Origin of the sequence: Paenibacillus sp. FSL H7-0942, assembly GCF_045040715.1 — a bacterium.
GTDB classification, from domain to species: Bacteria; Bacillota; Bacilli; order Paenibacillales; family Paenibacillaceae; genus Paenibacillus; species Paenibacillus amylolyticus.
In genome coordinates, this window is the sequence record NZ_CP150279.1 from 6,343,633 (window position 1) to 6,369,968 (window position 26,336).

General features: G+C 47.4%; 20 protein-coding genes. 2 read left to right on the plus strand and 18 right to left on the minus strand.

The window, feature by feature from the left end; all coding sequences use genetic code 11:
- Positions 1–32: 32 nt before the first annotated feature.
- From MHI48_RS27850 to prfA, 7 genes are all read right to left on the minus strand, one after another.
- Positions 33–593: a manganese efflux pump MntP family protein gene (locus tag MHI48_RS27850; protein WP_076209792.1), complete on the minus strand. Its 561-nt coding sequence runs from the start codon at positions 591–593 to the stop codon at positions 33–35.
- 176 nt (positions 594–769) lie between these two features.
- On the minus strand, positions 770–1,942 hold the full coding sequence (locus MHI48_RS27855) for an L-threonylcarbamoyladenylate synthase (RefSeq protein WP_405142339.1): 1,173 nt from the start codon (positions 1,940–1,942) through the stop codon (positions 770–772).
- Positions 1,943–2,400: 458 nt separating this feature from the next.
- Positions 2,401–3,060, minus strand: a complete 660-nt coding sequence (gene spoIIR / locus MHI48_RS27860; RefSeq protein ID WP_076319222.1) for a stage II sporulation protein R — start codon at positions 3,058–3,060, stop codon at positions 2,401–2,403.
- A 924-nt stretch (positions 3,061–3,984) separates the two neighbouring features.
- A complete protein-coding gene (locus MHI48_RS27865; RefSeq protein ID WP_405142342.1) occupies positions 3,985–5,205 on the minus strand; it encodes an FtsW/RodA/SpoVE family cell cycle protein in 1,221 nt (406 codons plus the stop codon).
- Positions 5,206–5,469: 264 nt separating this feature from the next.
- Complete coding sequence (locus tag MHI48_RS27870; RefSeq protein WP_076319224.1) at positions 5,470–6,690, minus strand: FtsW/RodA/SpoVE family cell cycle protein; 1,221 nt, start codon at positions 6,688–6,690, stop codon at positions 5,470–5,472.
- A gap of 85 nt (positions 6,691–6,775) precedes the next feature.
- Complete coding sequence (gene prmC / locus MHI48_RS27875; protein ID WP_084649989.1) at positions 6,776–7,660, minus strand: peptide chain release factor N(5)-glutamine methyltransferase; 885 nt, start codon at positions 7,658–7,660, stop codon at positions 6,776–6,778.
- Between the two features lie 24 nt (positions 7,661–7,684).
- Entirely contained in the window at positions 7,685–8,752 is a 1,068-nt protein-coding gene (prfA, locus tag MHI48_RS27880; RefSeq protein ID WP_017691918.1) for a peptide chain release factor 1, read from the minus strand.
- A gap of 521 nt (positions 8,753–9,273) precedes the next feature.
- On the opposite strand from prfA, the gene MHI48_RS27885 reads away from it, so the two are divergent.
- Entirely contained in the window at positions 9,274–10,128 is an 855-nt protein-coding gene (locus tag MHI48_RS27885) for a carbon-nitrogen hydrolase family protein (RefSeq protein WP_051447271.1), read from the plus strand.
- Between the two features lie 139 nt (positions 10,129–10,267).
- Here MHI48_RS27885 and ychF read toward each other — a convergent pair whose 3' ends face one another.
- Positions 10,268–11,368 carry a redox-regulated ATPase YchF gene (ychF, locus tag MHI48_RS27890; RefSeq protein ID WP_017691917.1) on the minus strand — a complete coding sequence of 367 codons (1,101 nt, stop codon included), beginning with the start codon at positions 11,366–11,368 and terminating at the stop codon, positions 10,268–10,270.
- 192 nt (positions 11,369–11,560) lie between these two features.
- Positions 11,561–12,031, minus strand: coding sequence for a GNAT family N-acetyltransferase (locus MHI48_RS27895; protein ID WP_405142345.1), 471 nt, complete (start codon positions 12,029–12,031; stop codon positions 11,561–11,563).
- Positions 12,032–12,244: 213 nt separating this feature from the next.
- On the opposite strand from MHI48_RS27895, the gene MHI48_RS27900 reads away from it, so the two are divergent.
- A complete protein-coding gene (locus tag MHI48_RS27900) occupies positions 12,245–12,679 on the plus strand; it encodes a hypothetical protein (RefSeq protein ID WP_405142347.1) in 435 nt (144 codons plus the stop codon).
- Positions 12,680–12,807: 128 nt separating this feature from the next.
- Here the strand turns inward: MHI48_RS27900 and MHI48_RS27905 are convergent, their stop codons facing one another.
- The 9 genes from MHI48_RS27905 to MHI48_RS27945 all read right to left on the minus strand — a co-directional run bounded on the left by MHI48_RS27905 (position 12,808) and on the right by MHI48_RS27945 (position 26,145).
- Complete coding sequence (locus MHI48_RS27905) at positions 12,808–16,056, minus strand: S-layer homology domain-containing protein (protein ID WP_405142349.1); 3,249 nt, start codon at positions 16,054–16,056, stop codon at positions 12,808–12,810.
- A 684-nt stretch (positions 16,057–16,740) separates the two neighbouring features.
- Complete coding sequence (gene fni / locus MHI48_RS27910; protein ID WP_036667780.1) at positions 16,741–17,808, minus strand: type 2 isopentenyl-diphosphate Delta-isomerase; 1,068 nt, start codon at positions 17,806–17,808, stop codon at positions 16,741–16,743.
- Between the two features lie 332 nt (positions 17,809–18,140).
- Positions 18,141–19,622, minus strand: coding sequence for an NAD(P)/FAD-dependent oxidoreductase (locus MHI48_RS27915; protein ID WP_036667781.1), 1,482 nt, complete (start codon positions 19,620–19,622; stop codon positions 18,141–18,143).
- On the minus strand, positions 19,619–20,767 hold the full coding sequence (locus MHI48_RS27920) for a glycosyltransferase family 2 protein (RefSeq protein WP_340018647.1): 1,149 nt from the start codon (positions 20,765–20,767) through the stop codon (positions 19,619–19,621). Before MHI48_RS27920 ends, MHI48_RS27915 begins: the two co-directional genes overlap by 4 nt.
- A gap of 1 nt (position 20,768) precedes the next feature.
- Complete coding sequence (locus MHI48_RS27925; RefSeq protein WP_036612609.1) at positions 20,769–21,530, minus strand: lysophospholipid acyltransferase family protein; 762 nt, start codon at positions 21,528–21,530, stop codon at positions 20,769–20,771.
- Positions 21,499–22,266 carry a carotenoid biosynthesis protein gene (locus MHI48_RS27930; RefSeq protein WP_036612610.1) on the minus strand — a complete coding sequence of 256 codons (768 nt, stop codon included), beginning with the start codon at positions 22,264–22,266 and terminating at the stop codon, positions 21,499–21,501. The genes MHI48_RS27925 and MHI48_RS27930 overlap by 32 nt, the downstream gene beginning before the upstream one ends.
- A complete protein-coding gene (locus MHI48_RS27935) occupies positions 22,266–23,138 on the minus strand; it encodes a phytoene/squalene synthase family protein (RefSeq protein WP_036612612.1) in 873 nt (290 codons plus the stop codon). Before MHI48_RS27935 ends, MHI48_RS27930 begins: the two co-directional genes overlap by 1 nt.
- The gene (locus MHI48_RS27940; RefSeq protein WP_017691907.1) at positions 23,135–24,598 is read right to left on the minus strand and encodes an NAD(P)/FAD-dependent oxidoreductase; all 1,464 of its coding nucleotides are present in this window, start codon (positions 24,596–24,598) and stop codon (positions 23,135–23,137) included. Before MHI48_RS27940 ends, MHI48_RS27935 begins: the two co-directional genes overlap by 4 nt.
- On the minus strand, positions 24,595–26,145 hold the full coding sequence (locus MHI48_RS27945; protein WP_036612615.1) for an NAD(P)/FAD-dependent oxidoreductase: 1,551 nt from the start codon (positions 26,143–26,145) through the stop codon (positions 24,595–24,597). Before MHI48_RS27945 ends, MHI48_RS27940 begins: the two co-directional genes overlap by 4 nt.
- Positions 26,146–26,336 lie beyond the last annotated feature (191 nt).

Sequence of the window (26,336 nt, forward strand, 5' to 3'; positions counted from 1 at the left end):
GATGCGAATGATATGATATCTCAAGTTTTATTCTAAAATATAAACAAAAGTCCAAACGCAAGCAAGATTGCGCCACCAATTGCTTCGCCGTAATCCCCGAGATTCTGGCTTACCCGCCGGCCTAATAGCAGACCCATAACCGACATCACCCCGCCACACACACCGAAAGCAAGTACAGTTAAGATCAGATCACTGCTGAACATCCCTAAGGATACGCCAACGGAGAATGAATCCACACTTACGCTGAGAGAGAACAAAACAACGCCGAGCAGGGAACGGTGGTCCACCAGCTTTGTATCGCCTTCACGGAATGCATTCAGAATCATATGAGCACCCAGCAAAACAAGCAATCCACCTGCCGCATACGTCGTAATGTCACCGAGCAGGGAGCTGACGTATTTGCCCATATACATGCCGATGAGGGGCATGATGATATGAAATAGAGCCGTTACAATACTGATTCGCAATACATCCCGCAGCCGAATGCCCTTCATGCCAATTCCGATCCCGAGTGAGAACGCATCGAGGCCAAGCGCAATAGCCATGATCAAAATGGTTACCAACTGCCCCACATGGGCAGACACATCCCACATCCCCATACCCCCAAGTCACGTAAAGGTTCTTGTACACGATATGCGGACAAGGACCTAAACATGACCGATGAAAGGCAAACGGGGACGGATCTCTGGTCAGATGCCGGCTTTATAGAATCTTGATTTTGTTTTGGAAAAAGAGTGAGCACCTCTCCTGACTGTATGATCAGGAGAGGTTATGAGGGTTGCTGGTTGCCAACTTGTATGAGTTGGTTCCCCGCAGCCTTGAGCAGCCGATTCATGACGGCTGCTCCCAGCCCTTCGCGTGAGCAGGCTTCAGCCACAATATATGTGGCGCCTTGCTCATCGCAGCTGCGCAGCGCGGCGTATAGCCGGCGCGCTGCTTCTTCCAGCTCGCTGGCGTCTCCCAGCGAGAACACGGCATCGGCGCGGTACTGCTCCGCGTGCTCGGCGAACGCCAGCACAGCGGTGCGCTCCCCGCGCTGCGCCGCCTCTGCGAGGGCGGCGCTGATCCAGGCCGCCACCGCTGCGGGCGGCCCCTCCACCACGCACAGCGCCCCTGCGGGTGCGTAGTGCGTGTACTTCATGCCCGGCGAGCGCGGCGCCGGGCTGCCCACGCCATCGGCCCCCTCTGCGAGTAGCGCGGGGTCCGTGGCGACACGGGCGGCAACGGCGGACAGTTGTTCCGCCGTAATGCCGCCAGGGCGCAGGATGGTGACGGTACCGTCGTCACCGACCTGCACAACCGTGGACTCGACGCCCACCCCGGTGGGGCCGCCGTCCACAATGCCGCCGATGCGGCCATCCAGATCCTCGCGTACATGAGACGCGAGTGTCGGGCTTGGCCGCCCGGAGCGGTTGGCGCTTGGCGCAGCCACAGGGCATGCCGCCGCCGCGATCAACTGCAAGGCCACCGGATGGTCCGGCATGCGCACGGCCACCGTGTCCAGACCGGCGGTGACACGCGGGGATACCGCACCCGGCCTAACCGGCAGCACCAGCGTCAGTGGTCCTGGCCAGAAGGCCGCCATCAGCGCTTCCGCCGTTTCATTCACTTCCGTGACCAGCGTATCCAACTGGTCACGGTGCGCGATATGCACAATCAGTGGATTGTCGGAAGGTCGGCCTTTAGCGACAAATACAGCCTCCACGGCTGCTGTGCTACGCGCATCAGCACCCAAGCCATAGACCGTCTCGGTCGGAAAGGCCACCGTCTGACCTTGACGAATGCAGGCTGCGGCAGCCTGCAAGTCGGCGAGCGCCTGTTGATCGGCGCTCCCCTTTTTCACATCCAACATTTCAATATTACCCAATCCGTGATCGTTCTCAGCGCTCACCAAGACGCGTACATCCCACATCTCAGTGACCAGCTCTCCCGGAGCTTTCATATCACGTTCTTCTCTACCATCCCTCATCTCAGAGGTGTGTTGCACTGGTTCGTTTTCTCTGCTCATATATCATCATTCCTAAACTTCAAGTAGGTTAGTTCATATCCATATTCAATATAAGAGGTTGTTCAAAAAGTACGCTTTTGATTACGATAGATGCCTAGCGGCATCATCAACGTCGAATATGAAATTCAGCCGAAATAAGCGGTAGGCTTACGAAGTATTTTTCCGAAGAAAACATTTTGGTTGCTCACGTAATTTTCCTACGCTCCGCTACTCCATTCCATCTTCTTGGTACTGAAAAACCAGACTTTTTGAACACGCACTATAAGTAATTATAACATACCTGTCCCAACTCGGATGCCCTTCATACTTCGCTCGGAATTTCACCACTAATTCATATTAAAAGGGCAGCTCCCTGAATCGAAGTCGCCCTCTACTGTATTATAAATACGTTGTTATGAGAACAAACTAGTCACCCAACTCCATAGTTTCACAGCCATATCCCACAGAAAGAATCTCGCTTCCGGTGTGTCTCCCTGCACAGATGCTTCTGCATCTCCTGGTTCAGCCGCTGCGGCTGATACCGTTGAAGGTTTCGCCAGTGCATCCCCGGTCCCTGCATCAATGAAACACAACGGCGGGAACAACACACACCACCAGTTCTGACCTTTTCCTTCGCCCAGCGTAATCCGAACCGCTTCATAATCTCCGGCAGGATACACAGTGCCACCATATAGTTTGGTCGGGAACGGAACGGAACCCAGCTCCACCTGATACTCATAATTTAAACCGCGACTGGCCAACTCTTCTCCTACTCTATTCTCAATCTCGGACAAATGCTCACGAATAACCTTGCGCGCTTCATCCAGACTTTGCGGATTCTCCAGTTCGGCTACCCACTCGCCCATCTGAGCAACGACAGCATCCCGAATCTCGCGTTTCACCAATTGATCTCCCGGTGCATCCGAGTTTGCTAGAATACGCAAGCGAATCGATTGTTCCGGAATTGCTGTGGCCGCCACAGCTGCATCCGTTTTCTGACCTTCCCACATCATGATAATCATCATAAGACATACAATAATAAGTCCAATTTGCTTTACAATTCTTCTGCTCATTCCGTTCTCCCCCTCGGCTCTCTGATCACGCTACCTGCAACTCTCTCATGTCTATCAGTATGCCCGGTAGAGACGGAAGTAAACCTAGCATTTGCAATAAATCTACTAGAGGTTGTTCAAAAAATCCGCTATTAATTACAAAGGATACCTAGCTACATCATCAACGTCGAATATGAAATTCAGCCGAAATAGCGAGAGGCTTACGAAGGTTGTTTCCCAAGGAACCATTTTGATTGCTCACGTAGTTTATCCTACGCTCCACTACTCCATTTCTAGCCTCATCCCATCTTCTCAGTACTGAAAACCCAACTTTTTGAACACGCACTACTAGAATGTGTGTTTAAACCTAGGCAAGTTATACGATGACAAATGTCAGCGTCAAAAAGCCTTAAAGATTGTACTGGCTGACCCTAGGCGAATGACTCTCTCGAATGACCAGTCGATGCTCTAAGGAACCGAGGACGTCTTATTTGCCCTTCAGGTCTTCTTTTGAAATTGTAAGGAACATGAGGCACGATATTTCCCAAAATCATCTAATCAACACGCTACAAAAGGCTGTTTATGTTGATATAACGTGTCTCAGATTCATTAGCTTTCTCCGGACACTTCAAATCCCCGAATAAGACGTGTGTGGTTCGTTAGCTCCTAGCACCACCTAACTCTTAACTCCTAACCCCTAACAGCTAGCACTTGAAGCTTCACATCATGCCCATATACGCTGCTCCAGATTCTTTCAGGTTCGCCTCAGCCTACAGCAGGCTCGAAGACACCTATGCATTGCTTCTTTCATCTCTCATTCACACTTTCTCACCCATCATGTTAAAAAGGCTGATCCGCCCCCAGGGCAAATCAACCTATTTATTCCTATAAACGATCACGTTATACATCCCACCGCTTTACTTTTCACTTACACCGACTCAACAGTTACACAGCACTTTTCTCTTTCTTGAGCATATTCCATAAACGTTCCGACAACCGAGGTTGCTGCTCCCCCATCAGAAGTTCATCATCCTCTTCTTGCCCGTACAACTTAATGCTCATGACTACACCGATGCAAGCCATATTTATAAGCAAAGAGGTGCCGCCGTAACTGATGAACGGTAACGTAATACCTGTGAGTGGCATCAGTCCGAGGAACGCCCCCACGTTCTCAAACACCTGATACAATAACATTCCGATAATACCTACAATGATGACGGGTCCCGCGCGATCTCTGCATGCCAGAGCAATCAGCACCATGCGGTGGATCAGGATAAAGTACAACAGAATCAGTACGGATGCACCAACAAACCCAAACTCCTCTGCGATCACAACAAAAATGGAATCAGAATACGTATAGGGGACTCGTCCACTCTGAACGGATGTTCCTTGCAGATAACCTTTGCCGATGATGCCCCCAGAACCGATGGCTAAACCTGCATTTTTCGTATGCCAGGAAGCCTTGGAGGTAGCCTTCTCCGGTACAAGCCAGGGATCAATCCGCTCCGCCCAATGCTCACGTTTTATCTTCTCAAGAAAAGTGAATACTTCATCATGATAGAAGGTATAGGCTTTGACAAAACCAAAGAACGCTACCCCCATGATCGCCAGTGCAATCAATGCGTGCTTCAGCCTCATATTTCCGATCCAGAATACCGCAGCCAAAATTACTACATACCCCAGCGCATTCCCCAAATCATTCTGAGCCATAACAAGGGCAAACGGAATAAACGCCCAGCAGCCAATCGGCACAATATCTCTCCAAAATTTCAGCGTGCCTCGTTGTCTCTTCACGACCAAATGGGCGAGGAACAAAATCAGAATCATCTTGAACAACTCTGCCGGTTGAAAAGAAAAGTTTTCGCCCAGCTTCAGCCAACCGTTCGCGTTATTGATTGAACTTCCCAGGACATTGGCCAGGATCAGCAATATAATTCCCAAGCCATACAAATAAAACGCATATTTCACGTATAACTTGTAATTCACAAGCCCGATCACAAGCACCGCAATGAACCCCGCCACATAGAAATAAATCGTTTTGACATGATGATTCGCCAGTTTGGCATCTGTCTGCGTTCCGCTATAAATCGCAAATACACTAATAATCATGAGCAACAGCATTACAAAAAGAATCACACCGTCCATCTTTTTCAACATTCTCAACATGACGCTGTCCATCCCCCTGAAATCTAGCATTCTATCATTTCCAATTGAACTCAATATTACCATTGTATATAATTGGATAATAAAATGGAAATCAGGGTCGTTTCAGGTTAAAAAACGAACTATTCAACGGCCTGAATTACACCATAAAAACAATAAAAAAACCCTAAAACATCCATCCCAACTTGGGCTGATCTGTTCCAGGGTTTAATAGTTATATCGTTATTTACGCTTATACACATATATCTTACGTTCTGTTCACGAGAGTTATTGCTCTTGCTGCGACTGCTTCCGTCTGAACAACTTCATGACCATCTCAGTGATACTGAGTTGTTCTGACGAACCCAGGATATCTTCATTTTCTTCCGTATGAACTTTAATACTCATGACAACACCCATACTAAGCATGTTGAGCACAAGAGAGGTACCGCCGAAACTGATAAATGGAAGTGTGATCCCTGTTAATGGCATCAGACCGATAAATGGACCAATATTAACAAAAATCTGATAGAGAAGCATCGAAATAATACCTACAATCAGGTACGGCCCAGCCCGATCTTTGCACTCCAGTGCGATCAACACCAGCCTGTGAATCAGAATAAAGTAGAGCAGTAACAATACCGATGCTCCAACAAAACCGAATTCTTCACCAATCTGCACAAAGATGGAATCCGCATATGCGAGCGGTACTCGATTGGACTGGATTGTCGTACCTTCGAGATACCCCTTACCACTGATTCCTCCGGAACCGATGGCTAACTTGGCATTATAGGTCTGCCACAATACATCTCTGGATGTCTGTTCTGGCACGAGCCAAGGGTCAAACCGCTCAGCCCAGTGAGCACGTCCAATATCTTTGAGGAAATTGGCAACTTCATCATGATAATGAATATAGGCCTGTGTTCCACCAATAAAGGCAGCAACAGCAATCACAAAACCAATCAGTGCATGGCTGAATTTCACATTGCCAATCCACAACAGACCGACAAGAATGACTACATAACTCAAAGCATTCCCCAAGTCATTTTGAAGCAGAACCAACAACAAAGGAGGCAAAACGCACAGTGCGATCGGAATGACATCACGCCCGAAGAATAAGGGTCTGTTTTTCTTTCTCGCAAGCAGAGCAGACAGGAAAACGATTAAACACAGCTTAAATAATTCCGCAGGCTGCAAACTCAGGCCAAATATAGATAACCAGCCTTGGGCTCCATAATACGTAACACCGAAAAAGTTAACGATAACGAGTAGCAGTAAGCCCACACCGTAGATATATAAATAGTTTTTGATGATCACTTTATAGTTAATCATGGACATTCCGAAGAATACGATGAAACCTATAATATAGAAAATCCCTGCCTTTTGAGGGTAGGATTCCCATCTCGGACGACCAAACGTTGTACTGTAAATCGATAAAATACTGATACCCATCAGAATAACGAGTATAAAGACAATAGAATAGTCTATCTTTTTAAATTTGTGCAGCATGTAATTATGTTCCCCCAAGCATTCAGAAATCTTCGGTATATCTCATTGTAGAGGATTTCACGGCAAAAAGAAAACCCGCGGAACCTTACATTTTCGTCACCTGTTCCGAAGTACGAACACCCAGGACATGCCGCTCGATTCCGGCAAGGTCCGGTACAATGATAATTTCCGGCCAATGTCCCGCCGTTTCAAGCAAAGCTGCGATGTCGCGAGCCTGCCCTTGGCCCAGCTCAAAACCAATGATCTGCGGCGGCGTAGGCAACAGCGCCAACTGCTCCAGCATGATACGGTACGGTGCAAGCCCGTCCGGACCGCCGTCCAATGCCATGCGCGGCTCATGATCGCGCACCTCTTGCTGTAACCCGGCGATATCAGCCGCCGGGATGTATGGCGGGTTGGACACCAGGATGTCCACCCGGGCCCCGGCGAACGGGGCCAGCAGATCGCCTTCACGGAAGTCGATCTGTACCCCGTTCGCGGCCGCATTCCGCGCGGCCACTTGCAGGGCAGCCGCCGAGAGATCTCCGGCGCCGACCTGCCAGCGCGGGCGCAGTGAAGCCATCGTCACCGCGATGGCGCCACTGCCCGTGCCAATATCGACGGCGAGCGGAGCGCCGTCAGGAAACACGCGGTCGGCTTCGCGCAGCACAGCCTCGACCAACAGCTCAGTCTCCGGCCGCGGAATCAGCACGGCCGGCGTGACCTCGAACGGCAGCCCATAGAATTCCTGGCTGCCGATAATGTATTGCGCCGGCTCACCCGCAGCCTTGCGCGTGACGGCGTTCTCCCAGCGGCTGCGATGCTCGCTGGGAAAAGGCTCCGGCTGCATCATGTAGTACGCGGCGCCATAAACGCCGAGTACATGTTCCAGCAGCAGCCGGGCATTGTTTTGCGGCTCGTACACGCCGCACTTCTCCAAAAAAGAGGAAGCCTCCACGAAGGCTTCCCGACAGCTCTGTTCCGGCGTCATGACAAACTGCGCGCGGGTCACAGATTATTCTCCTCTATCCATCAACTCGGTCTGCTGAGCAATCGTCAGTGCAGACAAGATATCTTCAATCTCCCCGTTCATGATCTGATCCAGCTTGTGCATCGTCAGACCGATACGGTGATCCGTCACACGGCTTTGCGGGAAGTTGTACGTACGAATACGCTCACTACGGTCGCCCGTTCCCACTTTGCTCTTCCGCTCAACAGAGATCTTCGCTTCCTCTTCCATACGTTTCATATCGAAGATACGTGTACGCAGAACCTGCAACGCTTTTTCCTTGTTGGAGTTCTGTGATTTTCCATCCTGACATGTCGCCACAATTCCCGTTGGAACGTGCGTTACCCGTACTGCGGATTTCGTGGTATTAACCGATTGTCCACCTGCACCACTGGAACAGAACGTATCAACACGGATGTCTTTATCATGAATTTCGATATCAAAATCTTCGGCTTCAGGCATAACCGCAACCGTTGAAGTTGACGTATGAATTCGTCCGCCGGATTCGGTTGTCGGAATACGCTGTACACGGTGTGCGCCGCTTTCGTATTTCATTTTGCTGTATGCGCCACGTCCGTTGATCAGGAAAACAACCTCTTTGAATCCACCGAGATCATTTGTGTTAACGTCCATCAGCTCTACACGCCAGCCTTGTGCATCTGCATAACGTGTGTACATCCGATACAGATCTGCTGCAAACAACGCTGCTTCATCTCCACCAGCTGCTCCGCGAATCTCAACAATAACGTTTTTGTCGTCATTCGGATCTTTTGGCAGCATGAGTACACGAATCAATTCGTCCAGTTCCTTCTGGCGAGTGCTCAGTTCGTCAATTTCCATTTTGACCATTTCGCGCATCTCATCATCCAGTTTCTCACCCTGCATTTCCTTTGCAGCTTCGAGATCCTGACTTACCTGTTTGTATTCATTGTACGCTTCATAAGTTGGTTGCAGATCGGATTGTTCTTTGGAGTATTCCCGCAACTTTTTGTTGTCACTTGCCACATCCGGGTCACACAAAAGTTCGCTCAACTTGTCATAACGGTCGGCTAACGCCTGTAATTTATCCAACATGTATAGTCACCTCACACATTATTTTGTCCATGCAAATATCGTTTTTAATAATTATTTCGGTTTCATTATTCATAACATCTATAATCTATATTCCACAACGCACAGGATTCACACCGAATCCCCTGACCGCAGCATGTATTCACATTCCTGTATGATCGACGTATAACATCGCTACAACGTCATCAAATCCTTTACTTTTAAAGTGAAATCAAGAAATCGCGTACCCTGTATGAAACTCGCTTAAGCTCATCTGTTCAAGCGCGAATTTTAACGTGGTATACGACTCTTAATTATAGCATATTCTTATGGTTCTGAATAGTAACTGTTCCGCATGCGGATGAACTAATTTTTATAATTCAATTTTCTCAACTTTCACTCGTTGTCATTCCGCTGATGGATTCGCCTACCGAGAATGTTTGTAACAAATAGATCATTCAAGTTTATTTCTGATGTTGTAAAATATATACAAGGGCTCTATAATTCATAGTTTTGATATTTTAGTTTAGGAGGGAATGGATGCTATGAACTTAACACCAGCTGTTTTTCCAACAGAAAAATTAAAGATTGCTTTGGCACAATGTTCTTCGATCGACGGAAATATTGAAGAGAACGTTAATAGGGCTTATGAGATGATTGAAGAAGCTGGAAAAGAGCACGCCGATATTATCATGTTTCCAGAAAAATATCTGACGGGATATGTGCCAGAAATCGTAGAATCCAATGTAACTGAATATACACTCTCCATTAATGATGCGAGGATTGATAAGTTGCGTCAAGCATGCAAAAAGTACGGCATTTGGTCAATCATCGGAACCCCTGTAATAAGAGGCGAGGATGTGTTCATCTCTTCAGTTATAATAGATTCCAATGGACATGAAGTGGGTGTTTATGACAAGTCTCATTTATTTCAAACGGAGAAAGAAATGTTCTCAACCAATAATGAGCAGGTCATCATTAAATTAAAGGGCTGGAATATTGGGATGGCCATCTGTTATGACGCAGGTTTCCCTGAACATTCTCGTCTTTTAGCACAAAATGGCTGTCATTTATATATGGGTAGCTCTCTTTTTAGTAAAGGAATGGGGTACAAAGAGTCACGAGTATGGTTTCCTGCCCGCGCTCTGGATAATACGATATTTACAGCGATGTGTAATCACGTTGGAACAACCGGAGTCTGGGATACGTGTGGACATAGCGGTGTATGGAACCCTCTAGGTGATAATATAATTGATGCCTCGCAAGACAACGTTGAGTTGCTCATAGCTGAATTAGACCCCGATCTTCTTAATCAAGCTAGAAATGGCGAAAGAATGCTTGCGGATTCGTTTGATATAAATAAAGAACACTATTCTTTCAAGACTATTGTTGGTAACTAAGCAAACCTCGTATGAATTGAGCGTACATAAGTACATTACGATTGAGGTGGCCCCTTACATCGATACTAAAAACCCTACAATCTTCACAAGAAGATCGTAGGGTTTTGGTTATTGAATCTAAATATAAACGAGTAACAACTTATACGTTGAAACGGAAGTGCATAACGTCGCCGTCATTTACAACGTACTCTTTACCTTCAAGACGAAGTTGTCCGCGCTCTTTGGCACCGTTCATGGAACCCGCTGCAACCAGATCGTCGTAGGAAACCACTTCTGCACGGATGAATCCACGTTCGAAGTCGGTGTGAATGACACCCGCTGCACCAGGCGCTTTGGTACCTTTGCGGATTGTCCACGCACGAACTTCCTGTACACCTGCTGTGAAGTATGTGTACAGACCGAGCAATTTGTAAGCCGCTTTGATCAACAGGTTCAGACCGGAATCCTCGATACCGAGTTCTTCCAGGAACATTTGTTTATCTTCGCCTTCCAGCTCAGAAATCTCTTCTTCAACCTTCGCACTGATCGGCACCACTTCTGCGTTCTCAGCAGCTGCGAATTCTCTTACTTTTTGCACGTAAGCATTGTTCGCCACGTCGCCGATTTCGTCCTCAGCTACATTGGCTGCGTACAGAACAGGCTTCAGGGTAAGCAAGTGCAGATCGCGCACGATCAGAAGCTCATCATCCGTAAGTTCCATGCTGCGTGCCGGCTTGTCATCGTACAGAACAGCCTTCACTCTCTCCAATACTTCTACTTCTTGAGAGGCAGTCTTGTTGCCGCCCTTCATGTTTTTCTTGGAGCGATCGATTTTCTTCTCAACACTCTCGATATCGGCCAGGATCAGCTCCAGATTGATTGTCTGGATGTCGCTTACCGGGTCAATTTTGCCATCGACGTGTGTAATGTTCTCATCTACAAAGCAACGTACCACGTGTACAATCGCGTCTACTTCACGGATGTGGGCAAGGAACTTGTTACCAAGACCTTCGCCTTTGCTCGCACCGCGAACAAGACCAGCGATATCTACAAACTCAAACGCCGTTGGTACTGTTTTCTTAGGTACAACGAGTTCTGTCAGTTTGTCCAAACGCTCATCGGGTACTTCAACGATCCCCACGTTAGGGTCAATTGTACAGAACGGATAGTTTGCCGATTCGGCACCTGCTTGTGTGATTGCGTTAAACAACGTAGATTTTCCGACGTTCGGAAGCCCTACAATTCCTGCTTTCAAAGCCATGTATATGACAACTCCTCATTGATTACTTGTTCGGTATGGATAATCCTATACATTATATATGACAAACCTCAAGGCATCAAGGAACTTCGCCAATTCGACCAGAGTCCCATCCGCTTCCCGAAATCCCCGGTTAATGCAGATAATTCGTTTTGCGCAGATCTTAAGTTTTGCCTAGAATATCCCCTATTAGGTTTACCCTTTGATTTCCTTGTACATGGTTAGATCCGTTACCTCATATCCCATCTTGCGATACAGGCTGCTCGCCCGCACATTATGTCCAAACACATGCAAACCAATGCGATCCACGCCAAGACTCAAGGCCGTCTGTTCAAGCGCCTGCATTGTCTCTGTTCCGTATCCCTTACCACGGTGCGCTTCTTCAACCACGATATCCAGCAAAAAAGCATCTTTTCCACGACGATTATCCGTGATATTAAACCAGATATACCCTACATTTCCGTCCACAGGATGCACCAGATTGTAGAGATATGCTCCGGGTGTGTTCAAGCCTTCTGGCAGATAACGTTCATAAGATTCCTCCGCCAGTCGCTGCGCCTCTTCCTCAGCCCAGGTACCCGCTTCTACTTTTTCCTGTGCAAAATCCTTAATCGATCGAATGCGAAAACTCGCATAATCTTCCTGATTCATTGGGGAAAGTTCCATGTTGTTTACCTCCTTATTTCGAGTGATCTTAATTATGTATCATCTCTGTGCAGTCCTTTTTGCACTACTAGTATCTTATTGTATCCTGTTCTTCCGCTTAGCGCATAAAGTTATTCTGACGATTCGGTTTTCAATTTTCATATTTATCCATTTTAATCAAAACTTTTGATCTCATCCCATCGTTTATACCTCATAGGAAAGGAGTGGATCTTATTGAACACACGTCGCCGATTCTCCAAAAAGAAAATGATTATCTTGTCTGTTATCATACTCGGAATCGCCATCGTCGCCTTTAAGAGCTTTCTGAATGCAATCGATCCCTTTCGCCACTTAAGAATCACGATCCACAATCAGTCCGACTATGACCTCACCAATCTTCAGGCTAGCCTAGTTCAAGGCGACAACTCATTTAACAACAATGAGAGTGGCTCCATCTACGTATTCAAAAAAGATATTCCCAGCGGAGCAAACGTGAAATTCGCCCCGCAACTGAAACTTTCCGGGGAGGGGGTCGTCTTCTTGGCGTTCACGGACAGTCGCGGAAAAACCTATAATAAAACGGTTTGCGGTTATACGGAATACTTGTCCGGCAATTCCTACGTCACTGTAACCAATGAGAATGTCACCGTGAAAGAAGAATGTATGTAAAAGGTAGATCAGTCAATCATCAAATAAACATGCAATCTCCCTTTAGGAAGATTGCATGTTAGGGTCCTATTTTATTTCAACATCGTTTATCACCGTTAAAAGTTAGTAAAAAGAACTTTACGGGCCTTTTACTTCTTGCTATGCAATAGGTTATAGATTATCATTGCAGCCTCCTGTCGGGTTAGCTGCTTTTTAGGCATAAACTTCCGATCGGGGTATCCTTTCATAACAGATTCTTGAGTTACAAGACTGATACTATTTCTAGCCCAATTGGAGATCATTTGGTTGTCATCGTAAAGTGTGAATGATGATAATACATAACCTTGTTTTTTCATTACGTTCTCAATCATACTTGATGCTTCTTCTCTCGTAACGTCCACATTCGGTCTAAGCGAACCATCACTGAATCCTTTAAGTATACCTTGTTGTAATGCAGGAGTTATCTCCGAATAGTACCAAGAGTTAGATTGAACATCGTTGAATTCATTAATATAAGGAACCACAGAATTATATCCAAGGGCTCGTTTTAAGAAGATTGCAAATTCGGCTCTCGTCACTTTTTGATGTCCACCAAACGAACCATCGGAATAGCCTTTGACAATTCCCTTCTGTGCCAAGTAAATAATAGCCTCCTTCGCATAACTCTTTTCTATATCTCTAAAAGTAACACTTGCTGGATTTTTCACTTCTCCATTTGAACCCACAACTTGAGTATCAATTGTAATGCTGTCGTTTTTCCCCGTAACCGCACTAGGGAAAGGGATATTATTAACATTATGGTAAGGAGGAATAGGATAATTATATCCATATACCGTTGCACCACTTCCATCTGCTGGAGTTGTTACAGCAACCGTCTGCTTGCCAATGACCTCTTCTGATCCATCAGGTCTGACACGAACAGCGATGACATTATACTCATAATATTTATTTCGTTCGACGCCCACTTCACTAAACTGCAACTTACCGTTCACAGCAGTCACCATACCCTCATCACGTGTTTCTCCAGTGGCAGTATTCAAATACGTCTTACGATAAACACCGTTTCCTAGAGGTTCGTACTTCGTTTGTGGATTACGTTCAACGTAATGAACTGCTCCTTCAATAGGTTGATATTCAAAGGCAATCGTTGCGTTCGAGGCATTCATTGGAGCCACATTCATTGGTTGAGGTATGCCCGCCGTCTGCACTTCGATTGTACTAGATTCAACCTTTCCGTATTTGTTACTCGCTACAACCCGATAGGTATATGTTCTTCCTGGCTGGAGCGTGTACGCTATCATCGTATTTGAATGACCTGACCATACTTTACTCACTTGATCCTGGTAAATCTCATAATGGGTTGCTCCCTCCACCAGATTCCATTGTAGGTCCACTCTATTATCGTACACTCGATTGACTCTTATGTTAATTTGGCCTTTCGGTGCCTCGTCCTCAGTCAATTTAGGAATTTTCACACTTTTAACTGCAGCTGAACCTTCGTTGTCTCCGTCCCTGCCAAACACTTTATAGATGTATGTGGTGTCAGGTGTTACATTTACATCCTCGTATAAAGTTGACTTGGTTACCGCCAAAGGCTGATCATTACGGGTGATCACATACTCTACTGCATGGTCTACCTTGCTCCACGTAAGTCTAACTTTGGTGGAATCCAGCGCTTCAGCTCGGAAATCTGGTGGATATGTAATAAAATTTCTAATTCCGATTGTAAATTTCGCTTCTTCACTGTAAACATCGCCTTTGCGAGCTACTAATGTATACTTAGTGATCGAATTAAAATTCACACCTTCATGCACATATTCTAAAAGCGGACCCTCATATAGAATTTCAGAACCACTCTTGAGAATATATTGTTCAGCACCTTCCACTGCATGCCACTGCAACCGAATCGCATTATTACCCACAGCACTCGACTGGGAGTATCTAGGACTATCTAGTTTCGTGATCACAGGTTCCCCATCAGCTAGCGTCGGAATAACGTAAGGATCTTCAGGAGTCCCCTGTCCTTTAAATTCCACATTATTTTTTAAGAAGGCTTTATATTTGAAGTTTTGTACCGCGCTGCCTGCTGCAACAGAGTTTATATGATTATTTGGGAATGCATCAGATCCAGTGGCTATCTCCGTAAAAACAGGCCCCTTATTACCATGTTTTGCATTTTCATATGTATTAGGATTAGCCAAAGCCAGACTGGATATCATCTGATTCGGACGATTAGGATCATTTAGAACAACCCCTGTATATTTCTCTAAATCCTCCTTGGTAACGATCCCTACAGGAGATGAATAGCCATGAACGTACTCCCCTGTATCAAACGCATTGACATTCCACCATAGCGTGTTAAAAGGAGACTGCTTGTCTTCTTTAATTTTATTTAGTTCATAGCCCACACTATCTGCGAACTTGGAATACAGGTCTACTCTCCATCTAGCACTATCACCTTGTGTATCAATGTATTTAGAAACGGTATTCTGAGAGATTAAGGTTTGATTATCCACGAGGTACCATTTACCGTATTGCTTAAGATCAACGACTGATCCAAACCCCGCCTTGGAAACTCCTAAAGTATAAGCATCCTTTGCAGGAGGCGTAATAATAAACTCGACTGAGTCTTGAGTGGAGTCTGTAGAATTCGTCCAAGCTAACTTGATCACATTTTTCTCACCTTGTTTCAAACCATTAATGAGAGCACTTGAGCTGGATTGGCTGTTCAGATCAGTATTTTTCACGTCATTGACGTACACCTCAGCCAGTACATTGGCATCTTGCTTGTAAAACAGACTGATCGCATTGCCATTCACAAGCCCCCAGTTTACATAAGCGAAGCCACCATTAACAATCTCTAATTCACCTGAAATTTTCCCCGTAAAATCAATTCTACCCGCATCATCGTAGATTGGCGCAGGTCCCTTCAATCTAACGAAGAGTAACTCTTGTTCTCCGTATTTTTCCCCGTCATAAGCGAGAACTCCGATCCTATATGTTTCATCTGGTGCAACTCTTGTTATTGTGTACGTTCTTATATTTTTATCCATAGCAACTTCTCGATTGACAGTAACAGCATATTTAGTTGCTCCGGGAACTTCATCCCAAGACACCGTTATGGAGTTTTCCGTTGTCGTTACCGTTACGTTAGGTTTCGGCAAATATGACTTAGTAATAGTGTCACTTATTGTTTCAATTGATGCAGACGTATTAGTCGTGTTGGTATTATACGAGTCTATAAAGTTATCACTCGACTTGGAAGACTCCGTAGTTATTTTATCTGTACGAGGCTCATAATTTGCATGAGCTACTTCTGTCCCTGCTCCTGAAATCAGTAGATTAACCAACAATAAATTAATAACTAGCATGAAAATTAATACGTTCTTGAACTTCATGTATGTATCACCTCTTAGAAATTGTGTTTAATGCCTCATATGTATGATCTTAAAAAACCTGCATTATTACTTTGGATATCTAAAACTTAAATATATACTTATAATTTCGAAATTTTAACTTCTAGTCTTGAATCAATCCATCCTTTCCTTAATTTCAAGTGAGTCTTCGTGCCTATAAAATTATTAAAAACCATTCCTTAAGACTCATCAATCATAAAGTGTAATGTATTAACAAACAATAAAAAATTTTACTTTGAATTAAATCTTCATCTTGTTATACATTACAAAAAAGCATGCCGTTGATTATCGACATGCTAAAAGTAATACACCAATATTAATCAATTGACTTGTCGCAGTCTACAGTTGAAGTGCCAAGTTCGGTCCATGAACCGTTCCACGTTTCCCTCACATTCTAACGAACCCGAGAGACACTATTCAGCATTTTTCCTGCGTTTTGAAAATCTAACGAACTATAGACTCGTTATTTACTCTTTCTTTGGCGTCATCCGCTGCAAATCGCAGTTTTCTAACCCATTAGCGTGTGTGAGATTCGTTAGATTCCCAACTAACGCCTATATTGCCAAATAAGGTGTTGCAGGTTCGTTAGCGGAAGTTGCTCCATCGGGCCCAGCGCATACTCTCACAAGTCAAAACTGTTCAGCAAGACTTCACCTCTGGTTTTATCTAACGCCGTTCCACCAGACGTGATGTCTGCTTCAGATCCTCAATCCGACCTGCACCAATGCCAAACATGACAGTACGAAGTTCAAACTCAACCTGTTCCAACCGCTCATTCAGCGCATCATCGGAAGCTACTGCGGATTCGAGAAGAGATCGACCAAAACCAGCCAGATCCGCACCGAGCGCGAGGGCTTTGGCCGCATCCACGCCAGTGTACAGTCCACCGCTGCCAATCAGGGCACCAGTAGGATTCAGCGCTCGTACTTCCTGTATACACTCCGCTGTGGGAATGCCCCAGTCGGCAAAAGCTTCAGCAGCTGCCCGGCGTACCGGGTTATTGTTGCGGTACTTCTCTACCTGCACCCAGCTTGTGCCCCCTGCTCCGGCTACATCAATGAACGCGACACCCGCTTCATATAGGCGTTGAGCCGTCACGCCATCGATGCCAAAACCTACTTCTTTCACACCAACAGGTACGTCTAGCTCACGACACAAGTTTTCAATCCGTTGAAATAATCCACTGAAGTTGGTGTTACCTTCCGGCTGGAAAACTTCCTGCAAGGTGTTCAGGTGAAGCACGAGCATGTCCGCACCCGCAATATCTACGGCGCGCTGGAAATCAGCCGTGGTAAAGCCATAGTTCAGCTGCACCGCGCCAAGGTTGGCAATGACCGGGATGTCCGGTGCCCAGCGCCGCACATCGAAGGTACTCGCCAGTTCCGGCTGTTCCACGGCAGCCCGGATCGAACCTACGCCGAGCGCCCAGCCTCTGGCGTTTGCTACTCGGGCGAGGCGCTCATTGATGGCGCCCGTTGTTTTGCTTCCACCCGTCATCGAACTGATGAGCAAGGGTGTACGTACTTTTTTGCCAATAAACGAAGTTTCCAGATGCACCTCTTCAAAATCCAGTTCCGGCAGTGGGTGATGGCGAAACGCAAACCGCTCCATACCGCTGGTTACCCCTTCTCCTGCCACATTCTCCTCAAGACAGAGGCGCACGTGCTCTAGCTTCCGTTCTCCCGTAGCCACTTCGGGAAGCAGCCGTTCGCCGGCTCGCTCTTGTTCATTCATGATGAGACCTCCTATGTGAGAATCGCGCGGATCGACAGGATAACCTGCCCGTTCCTTACTTCTATGTATATACGTCTTTTGCAAAAGACAAAAACATTAATCCTATAAGCATTGCAGCTCAGCAGTTTAACTCTATCCAGTATAACGTTCCAAACCGGCTATTGAAAGGATGCCCCGACACCAAATGTCTCACTTAAATCCCGGAGCACCACTATCTCATCCTACTCAAAAGCACGGATCATCTGTCGCACCTTCAAAGCTGGTTAGCACGGACGATGCACACGCACATGGATCAACAGAACACATTTCACTCCATCATCCTGCACAACGAACTATCTCAAGATTTCAGATGCCAACTGCTCACCAACAAGCTGTCCGGACAACGTTACAATCGGGGTTCCACCGCCTGGATGTGTCGTTCCGCCGACGTACCAGAGTCCTTGTACATCTTTACTTCGATTGCCCGGTCGCATGAAGGTCTGCTTCACAGAGTTGGACGAGATGCCATAGATCGACCCTTGATGCGCCAAGGTATCCCGTTCGATATCTTGCGGTGTGTACCGGATAAGCACATCGGATTGGTTCAACCCGGTAATTCCCCGCGCCGCCAATTGTTCCAGTACAAACGCACCGTAACGTTCCGTCTGCTGCTCCCAATTCCACGAATCCGACAAGTAGGGGGCATTGACCAGAATGAATAGGTTACTGGCTCCCGCCGGGGCCATGCCTGCTTCCGAATAACCGGAATAACAGATGTAGATCGTGGGATCGACAGGCATTTTACGATCACGGAAAATATGGTCAAACTCCGGTTCATACCGTTCCGGGAAAAAGACCGTATGGTGTAACAACGCATCATATTGCCTTCGCACACCCGCTAGCGTCACAAATCCCGAAATGGACGGCTCATACTTCCGTATGCGCGCATTGCTCATCTCTTTCCGATGTTCCGGTGCGAGCAGCAGTCGATTCACGCTAAGCACATCTCCATTGGCAACGACCTGTTCGGCTTCCCGAAAGCCTTGATCCGTGTCTACACCTGCCACTTTACCATTCCGAACAACAATCTGCCGGACCTCTGTGCCGGTAATGATCTGTACACCTTTTTCCCGAGCCAGCCGGGTCATTCCTTCGATCAGTTGATAGGTTCCACCTTTGACCCCGTAGATGCCGACTTCTGCTTCCACATGCCCCATCATGGCAAAAATGGAAGGCGATTGATACGGTGATGATCCCACATAGGTCGCGTACCGTCCGAACATAGCCAGCGTATGTGGATGTTGAAAATACGAACGCAGCAACTTATCCAGCTTCACCGTTGGCCGCACGCGGAGCAGGCTGCGCAGCATCTGAAGATTGTATTTGTCAGAAGGAGACAGCAGCAACTTACCGAGAAAATGACGATTGGCTTCCGCATATAGCGCAGCAGACTCATCCATAAATGCATCATAACGAGCCGCATCCTCCGGACTGTACGCTGCGATCTGCTCCTTCATCCACCCACGATTACCTGACAAATCTACCACTGTGCCATCTGCGAAAATATTACGTGTGCGCGGCTCTAACTCATATAACTGTACGTAATCTTCCATTGCTACACCCGCATGGTCGAAGACTGAACGAAAGGTCGATGGCATCGTGATTGTGCTCGGTCCCCGGTCAAAATGATACCCGTCCCGCTCAATCTGCTGCAGCTTGCCACCTACGTGCTTCTGCCGTTCCAGAATGGTCACCTGCACACCTTGTGAAGCCAGTCGTATTGCACACGACAGACCTCCAAATCCTGCACCGATTATAATGACGTTACCTCTCAACTGTACCGCCTACCTTTCCATACATACCCCTTGCCGGAGCGGCCTGCCTGCCAGGAAGCAAGTCCGATGGCAATGACACAGGCCATGCTGACCGGTTGCAGAAGGGCAAGCCACCAGGGTTGTCCGCCAGCATGATCCGCTACTCTTTTCACAGCCATACCTAATAAAGTTCCTATCAATCCATACAGAATGAACATCGAACTGCCCATAAGGAGTCCAATAATCAATCCTAGTGGAGGCACAATATACATCAGTGTATACATTAACATCGTGCCAAGCAGCAGCACGTCTTTGCGCCCCATACCTTCGTACATGTTTTTCTTATATCCGTTCCATACTTCTGCACCGTTCTGATACATGCGGGTATTTGTTACGTCATGCACGTCTGTCAGCATAACCGGATGACCTGCACGCTTGACTGCTTTGGCAAGACTCATGTCATCCACCAGATGTGCCTGAATGGCAGCATGACCACCGGAAGCCTCGTAACTGGAGCGATGAATCAGCAAAAAAGCCCCCGTAGCGGCCACAAACATCGGACTGGATGATCTGCGTATCATAAAAATGGGTAGATGACTGATGATGGTGAAGACCATCATGGGCACAACAAGCTTTTCCATCCACGTCTTTGTTACCTGATAAGGAAAACCGGTTACCAGCCCCCCGCTCTGCTCACACCCTGCCGCAAGCGTCTGCCGAATGGCACTTGGCTCCAGACGCACATCCGCATCCACGAACATATACCATTCTCCCTTGGCCTCCTGAACCAGCCTGTGACACGCATGGGATTTCCCCATCCAGCCTTCGGGAAGATCAACGCCATGCAGCAAACGCACACGTGCATCGCGATCCGCAATCGCTTGTACCATGGCCGCTGTCTCATCTTCGGAGCGATCATCCAGCACCAATACTTCCATCCGGAATCCTGACGTATCGCTTGCGAGTACACTTTCAAGACATCCTTCGATATGTAGTCTTTCATTTCTGGCTGGAATCAGCACCGAGACCAGCAGATCTGGCGGTTGTATTCGATCTGCTCGGAATGAACGCACTTTGGGCAGACAGGAGACGTTCCATAGAGCGAACAGCAACTGTATGCCCAATATGCAGGTAAGCACAATCCAGAAGATTTCAGATGCATTCATGCTAACGGTTCACCCGCTTTCGTGCCGCATCGTATTTTTCACTTGTCGAACGTACATGACGAATCAGTGGAATCGCATCTGGCAAACTTCCCTGCCCCATCCGTATAAGCTCTGATCTATGATCGTCTAACTGCTGTTCCAGCACATGGCCGAGTCTGGCGGCAATCTCTTCACTCTTCAACGCCTTCCAGTCTTCCATCACAGCTGGGCCCGCCTGCATCGATATTTCCGGTAGATCATGCTGGACCATCCCATGGCACAAGGTTACCGGTACGGCGATGGCATTCGGAGAACGACGAAGCAACAATCCGATGCCTGGACGGAACTGAATTGGTCTGGCCTCCTGATGCAATATTTCTCCTTGGGGAAAAATCCAGACCCTTTTACCTGAATCCAATAATTCACTGGTGTACTGTAGAGAGGTCCGAATACCGGACGCACTCTCCTTATTGATCGAATACGCACCCAATTTACGAAAAAAAGCATATTGCTGAAGCTGTTGCTCCTCCATCATCACATAATGATCACCCCGCGATGTCTGCCTGGCCGCATGATAGAGCAGCAGACCATCCCACCATGAGCTGTGATTCATGAAATAGATCACCGGACGAGTCGCTTCAATCGGGGAGTTGTCCCTGATGTCCACCTGTGGGTCCAGTGACCCTGTGAGCGTGAAGGAGCGGAAGCGCCGACGTAGCAGATAATAGTGATTGTATAAGGCAAAAATACGATTAAACGGTTTTGATTTTACGGCGCGAATCATAGAGCCAGCTCCCTTCGGCAAGAAGCACACCAGCAATGGCGATGATAAAGCTGCCCGTAATCCCTTCCTTTAGAGCAAGCAGGCCGAACAGAAGAATAAACAGCTGATACAACCATTTTGCACGCAGCAATGAGCTACGGTCATTAGGCATGGCCGGAAGGAAAAGGGATAAGAATGCACCCATGATAAACCAGCTTATGTAATTGGTCCACGGAACACCGTAGAATCCACCTGGGGCTTGCCACTCCCAGAATCCTCTTGCATGCGCAACAGGGTCGAGCACCAGATCAAGTACAATCGCCCAGAACCCGGTCTTCACTGCTCGAAGAAATTTGCCAGTCCACGTTGAACCACCGCCACTTAACAGCGCCGAGTTACCCACCACTGCGATCCAGGCGAAACCCAGCGTAACTGGCACACTGAACAGATGAATCCCGAAGAAGTCTGAGTAAGCATACTCACCAAAGGGCCAATGCGTATGAACGCCTACCCACTCTACGCCCATACCTCCAAGCCAGATAATCACAGAGGATATCCAGAGTCCGGGTTTCAGCCAGATGACTGACTGGTCGGACAGGCCTGTCCGATTACGCCCTTGATAGATCAGATCCAGCACATACAATGCGTAGAAGATTAGAAATAAACCATTTGAAAAAGATAATACGTCAGGCACACCGATCGTTAGCATCAAGGTTGCTCCAATGACATACCACGCCCAGTAAAGCCACTGGATCATCAGGATACCGCCGTTCGGGAGGCTTGATAGGCCAGCATCGGGTAACGTTTCACAATCGCACCCAGCATCTCCAGTTTCAATTCATCGCTAACATATGCCCGCTTGGTATATACGTCATAGTCGTTGCGTTCAACGGCGTGTAGAATGGTGGAGTAAAAGGCTGCTGCCAGCTCGATGGAAAACGCACTTTCCGTTGGGTACGTATCCAGACGATCCATGCCAATACGGAACCAGTTCAATGCTGCAGCTTTTAATTCATGAACAATGGCAATAAAACGTTCGTCCACAACCCCGTCTTCAAAGTCCTGCTCGGTGTAACCATGCTTCTCCATGATTTCCAGCGGAACATACCGACGCACTCTGGCCCGATCTTCACCAACATCCCGAATAATATTAACGATCTGCATCCCTTTACCCAAAGCAATCCCGTTCATCGCTACTTCTGCGCCGTTATCATCTCTCAATACAGGCAACAACATCTCGCCTACGGTTCCGGCCACCAGATAACAATAATGCTCCAGTTCCTGCATCGTTGTATAATGTGTTACTTTAAGATCCGTGAGTTGCCCTTCCATCTGACGGAAAAATGGCCCCTTATCCAGATGAGGAAAACTGTTGAACAACCATCTCAGTGCTGGCCAGATAAAATGTCCTTCCGCGTCGTCCAACTGATCAAACAAATCATGGATCTCGTGAATCGTATAGGGCGAATGTTCCGGCTCGTCTACACTGTCATCAATCATGCGGCAGAAGGCATAAATGACATATACCGCTTCCCGACGTGGACTTGGCAGCCCTCTAAAGGCCTGATAAAAAGAGGAAGAACCCTTTTGCATCAACTCTTCACACCTGCTCAAAATCGCTTCATTCATGTTCCCATCTCCTTCATGAGTTGATTGACGGCCATCCGTGCACTCTGCATTACAATCGGCACTCCGCCACCTGGATGTACAGATGCTCCTGCGGCATATAATCCCTTTATATTAGGGAATGGTTTGGGTTGCGGTCGGTATACACCGGACTGGAACAATACAGGTGCTATACCAAAGCTTCCGCCCCCATAGAGCCCGTCTCGCTCTGCGTCAGCGGGTGTACGTACCTTTTTCCACTTGATCGCTGCACGAAGTCCCGGGAATCCACGTTGCTCCGCTTCTTCCAGTACCCGTTCTGCCAATGCTTCACTCTCCTGATCCCAGTCGACACCTTCGGCATCTGGTACGGGAATGAGGAAATATAATACACTCTGTCCTTGAGGCGCTGCAGTTTCATCCAATGCGACCGGATTAAATACGTAAAATGAGGACTTTGCCGGAATGCGTCGCTGATTGAACACTTCCTGCAAACTGCCTTCAAGACTCGGTGGCAGGAAGAACTGGTGCGTCGTTGCATCTTCCCAGGTTTTGTCCACGCCCACATAGAGCAATACACATCCGGAAGAGGGACGATACGGTTTTCTTTTACGTGCTACCTCTGGTGATTGCCCAAGCAAACCTGATAGATGGGGGAAATCACCATTGTAGATAACTGCATCCACATTTTCTGCGCCTGCTGCCGTTTCTATACCTTCACACACACCATTTTTAATCTTGAGTCCGGTCACTTCCGAATTCAGCACGACACGTCCACCACGTGATATCAGTTCCTGTTCCAGAATGGCCGGCAATGCTGCATATCCACCTTTGACCATCCAGATGCCATATTCATGCTCTGCGTAAGGTAAAAGGGAATAGATACCTGGCGTCCCAAACGGTGATCCACCAATGTATAAACTTTGCAGTGAGTATGCATCGAGCAGTTCCTCATGCTCAAAATAATCGCCTACCGCTTTCCGGACACTTTTGTGTGCACGCAATCTGCCCATGAGGGACATGAGCGAAGGGGTGAAGAAATCCCTTTTGCGTGGAAAAGCCCTTTCCAGAAAAGCTGCCCGGCCTGCCGGAAACAACGTGTCCATATCTTTCATGAATCGTGTGAATCCCCGGCTCTCTCCCGGGAACAAACGTTCAATCTCCGCCGTCTGCTCTTCACGTGAGGTCATCTTGGTCATGACACGACCACTGTGGTAATGCACTCTGTATAACGGATCACAGCGAAGTAACTCAATCTTCGAACGATCTACGCCTGCCTCCTCCATGATGCCAAGTAACATCTCCGGCAGCAGTACGATCGTTGGCCCCTGATCGATCCGATACTCGCCTTCCTGCTCATATCCAATGCGTCCGCCAACGCGGGAACCCCGTTCATACACGGTGACATCCCAGCCTTGACGGTTCAATAACAGTGCCGAAGTGAGTCCGCCAATCCCTGCGCCTACAATAGCGGCCCGCTTCATGAATGCCCTCTGGCTTCTGCCGTCTTCACATAAGAGGATGGCTTGGAACGTGTGCGTGCGTCCTCTTCCTGAATCAGTCTGACACTGATCCGTGCCGATTCGAAAATCGTGGGCAACCCGCTGCCCGGATGTGTTCCGCCGCCTACCAGCCATACACTTTTCAACTCTTCAAACTGGTTATGGGGACGCAGATACATCATCTGACCCAGATTGTGTGCCATATTAAACGTTGCTCCGCGATACACATCCAGTTCAGTCTCCCAATCAAGTGGAGTGAACAGCATACATTCTTCAATACGGCTGCGTATGTCTGCCAGCTCAGGAATGCCTTCCATGCGTTTCATCATGGCCTCCTGCACATTCTCCCGTTCTGCCTCCCAATCAATGTCTGCGGTAAGGTTAGGCGTAGGCATAAGAACATACAAAGCGGATTTCCCTTCCGGTGCCAGCGTCGAATCAAGTCTGGAAGGGTTATGAATATATAGAGATGGATCGGCTGATAACATTTTATGCTTTGTAATCTCATCAACGTTTAACCGGTAGTCCTCGGGAAAATAGATCGAGTGATGCGGCAGGTCCACATCACCATCCACGCCCAGATACAGCATTGCTGTAGAGCAGGAATACTTTTTGCGTTTCATTTTCTCCGGGGTATACTTCTTAAGCACGCCTGGTTCAAACAGATGGTTAACCGCATGTGCAAAGTCGGCGTTCACCACCACATGGTCTGCTTCGATGCGTTCACCGTTCTCAAGCAACACACCTTCTGCACGACCATTGCGAACGATGACCTGTTTCACCGGGGTGGAAGTATGTATGCGTCCTCCGTATTCTTCCACGACATCGGCCATGGCTTGGAAGATCCGATTCACGCCGCCAATGGGGTGGAACAATCCGTAGTGATGCTCAATAAACGATAATATGGTAAAGGTACCCGGACAATCCCAGGCAGACATGCCAAGGTATTTGGATTGAAATGTAAATGCCCAGCGCAGACGCTCGTCTGTAAAATAGCGGGACAAGATTCCATAGACTGTATTGTGGACATCAAGCTTAGGTAGAGCTGTTACCGCATCCTTGCGTAGATAGTCAGTCAGCTTGCCAAAAGGACGACGGAGCAGAGGCATGACTTTGCCAAACTTCACTTCTTCTTCTTGCATGAACCGAAGGTAATTGTCTTCATTGCCCGGAAACAATTCCTTAATCTGTGCAGCTGTATCTTCCCGATTACGAGAAGGCGTGAACACCTTATCACCAAAGTTCAGTGCGTACAGCGGAGTTAGCTCTTTCATATCCACATAATCGGATAATTTGCGTCCCACCACATCGAACATCTCTTCGATCAGCTGTGGCATCATCAAAAATGTAGCACCCCGGTCGAATCGATATTCACCCAGTTCCAATCTGGCAGAACGCCCCCCGATGACTGGCTGTTTCTCATACACATCTACCTCGTACCCCTGACCGGACAATAACATCGCTGCTGCAAGTCCACCCGGACCTGCGCCAATGACAGCTGCACGTTTGCGTTGTTGATTCGGTATCATGCCACTCACCTTTCTATGTAGGGAATTCCTATAGTTCTCTAGCCCCTAACCTATTATTAAACCGCCCAAGAACACTTTAAGCGGTAACTAGCAAAAACATTATACAAATATAATACAAATATTATACGAGCTTGTAAACCAAAAAATGACCCGTCGGTCAAAATACCTGGTAATCCATTTATAAACACAAA

What these genes read in the sequence shown, in the direction of transcription:
- MHI48_RS27850 (WP_076209792.1), bottom strand. Translation starts at nt 593, where the DNA reads ATGTGGGATGTGTCTGCCCATGTGGGGCAGTTGGTAACCATTTTGATC.
- MHI48_RS27855 (WP_405142339.1), bottom strand. Translation starts at nt 1,942, where the DNA reads ATGAAAGCTCCGGGAGAGCTGGTCACTGAGATGTGGGATGTACGCGTC.
- spoIIR (WP_076319222.1), bottom strand. Translation starts at nt 3,060, where the DNA reads ATGAGCAGAAGAATTGTAAAGCAAATTGGACTTATTATTGTATGTCTT.
- MHI48_RS27865 (WP_405142342.1), bottom strand. Translation starts at nt 5,205, where the DNA reads ATGTTGAGAATGTTGAAAAAGATGGACGGTGTGATTCTTTTTGTAATG.
- MHI48_RS27870 (WP_076319224.1), bottom strand. Translation starts at nt 6,690, where the DNA reads ATGCTGCACAAATTTAAAAAGATAGACTATTCTATTGTCTTTATACTC.
- prmC (WP_084649989.1), bottom strand. Translation starts at nt 7,660, where the DNA reads ATGACGCCGGAACAGAGCTGTCGGGAAGCCTTCGTGGAGGCTTCCTCT.
- prfA (WP_017691918.1), bottom strand. Translation starts at nt 8,752, where the DNA reads ATGTTGGATAAATTACAGGCGTTAGCCGACCGTTATGACAAGTTGAGC.
- MHI48_RS27885 (WP_051447271.1), top strand. Translation starts at nt 9,274, where the DNA reads ATGAACTTAACACCAGCTGTTTTTCCAACAGAAAAATTAAAGATTGCT.
- ychF (WP_017691917.1), bottom strand. Translation starts at nt 11,368, where the DNA reads ATGGCTTTGAAAGCAGGAATTGTAGGGCTTCCGAACGTCGGAAAATCT.
- MHI48_RS27895 (WP_405142345.1), bottom strand. Translation starts at nt 12,031, where the DNA reads ATGGAACTTTCCCCAATGAATCAGGAAGATTATGCGAGTTTTCGCATT.
- MHI48_RS27905 (WP_405142349.1), bottom strand. Translation starts at nt 16,056, where the DNA reads ATGAAGTTCAAGAACGTATTAATTTTCATGCTAGTTATTAATTTATTG.
- fni (WP_036667780.1), bottom strand. Translation starts at nt 17,808, where the DNA reads ATGAATGAACAAGAGCGAGCCGGCGAACGGCTGCTTCCCGAAGTGGCT.
- MHI48_RS27920 (WP_340018647.1), bottom strand. Translation starts at nt 20,767, where the DNA reads ATGAATGCATCTGAAATCTTCTGGATTGTGCTTACCTGCATATTGGGC.
- MHI48_RS27925 (WP_036612609.1), bottom strand. Translation starts at nt 21,530, where the DNA reads ATGATTCGCGCCGTAAAATCAAAACCGTTTAATCGTATTTTTGCCTTA.
- MHI48_RS27930 (WP_036612610.1), bottom strand. Translation starts at nt 22,266, where the DNA reads ATGATCCAGTGGCTTTACTGGGCGTGGTATGTCATTGGAGCAACCTTG.
- MHI48_RS27935 (WP_036612612.1), bottom strand. Translation starts at nt 23,138, where the DNA reads ATGAATGAAGCGATTTTGAGCAGGTGTGAAGAGTTGATGCAAAAGGGT.
- MHI48_RS27940 (WP_017691907.1), bottom strand. Translation starts at nt 24,598, where the DNA reads ATGAAGCGGGCCGCTATTGTAGGCGCAGGGATTGGCGGACTCACTTCG.
- MHI48_RS27945 (WP_036612615.1), bottom strand. Translation starts at nt 26,145, where the DNA reads ATGATACCGAATCAACAACGCAAACGTGCAGCTGTCATTGGCGCAGGT.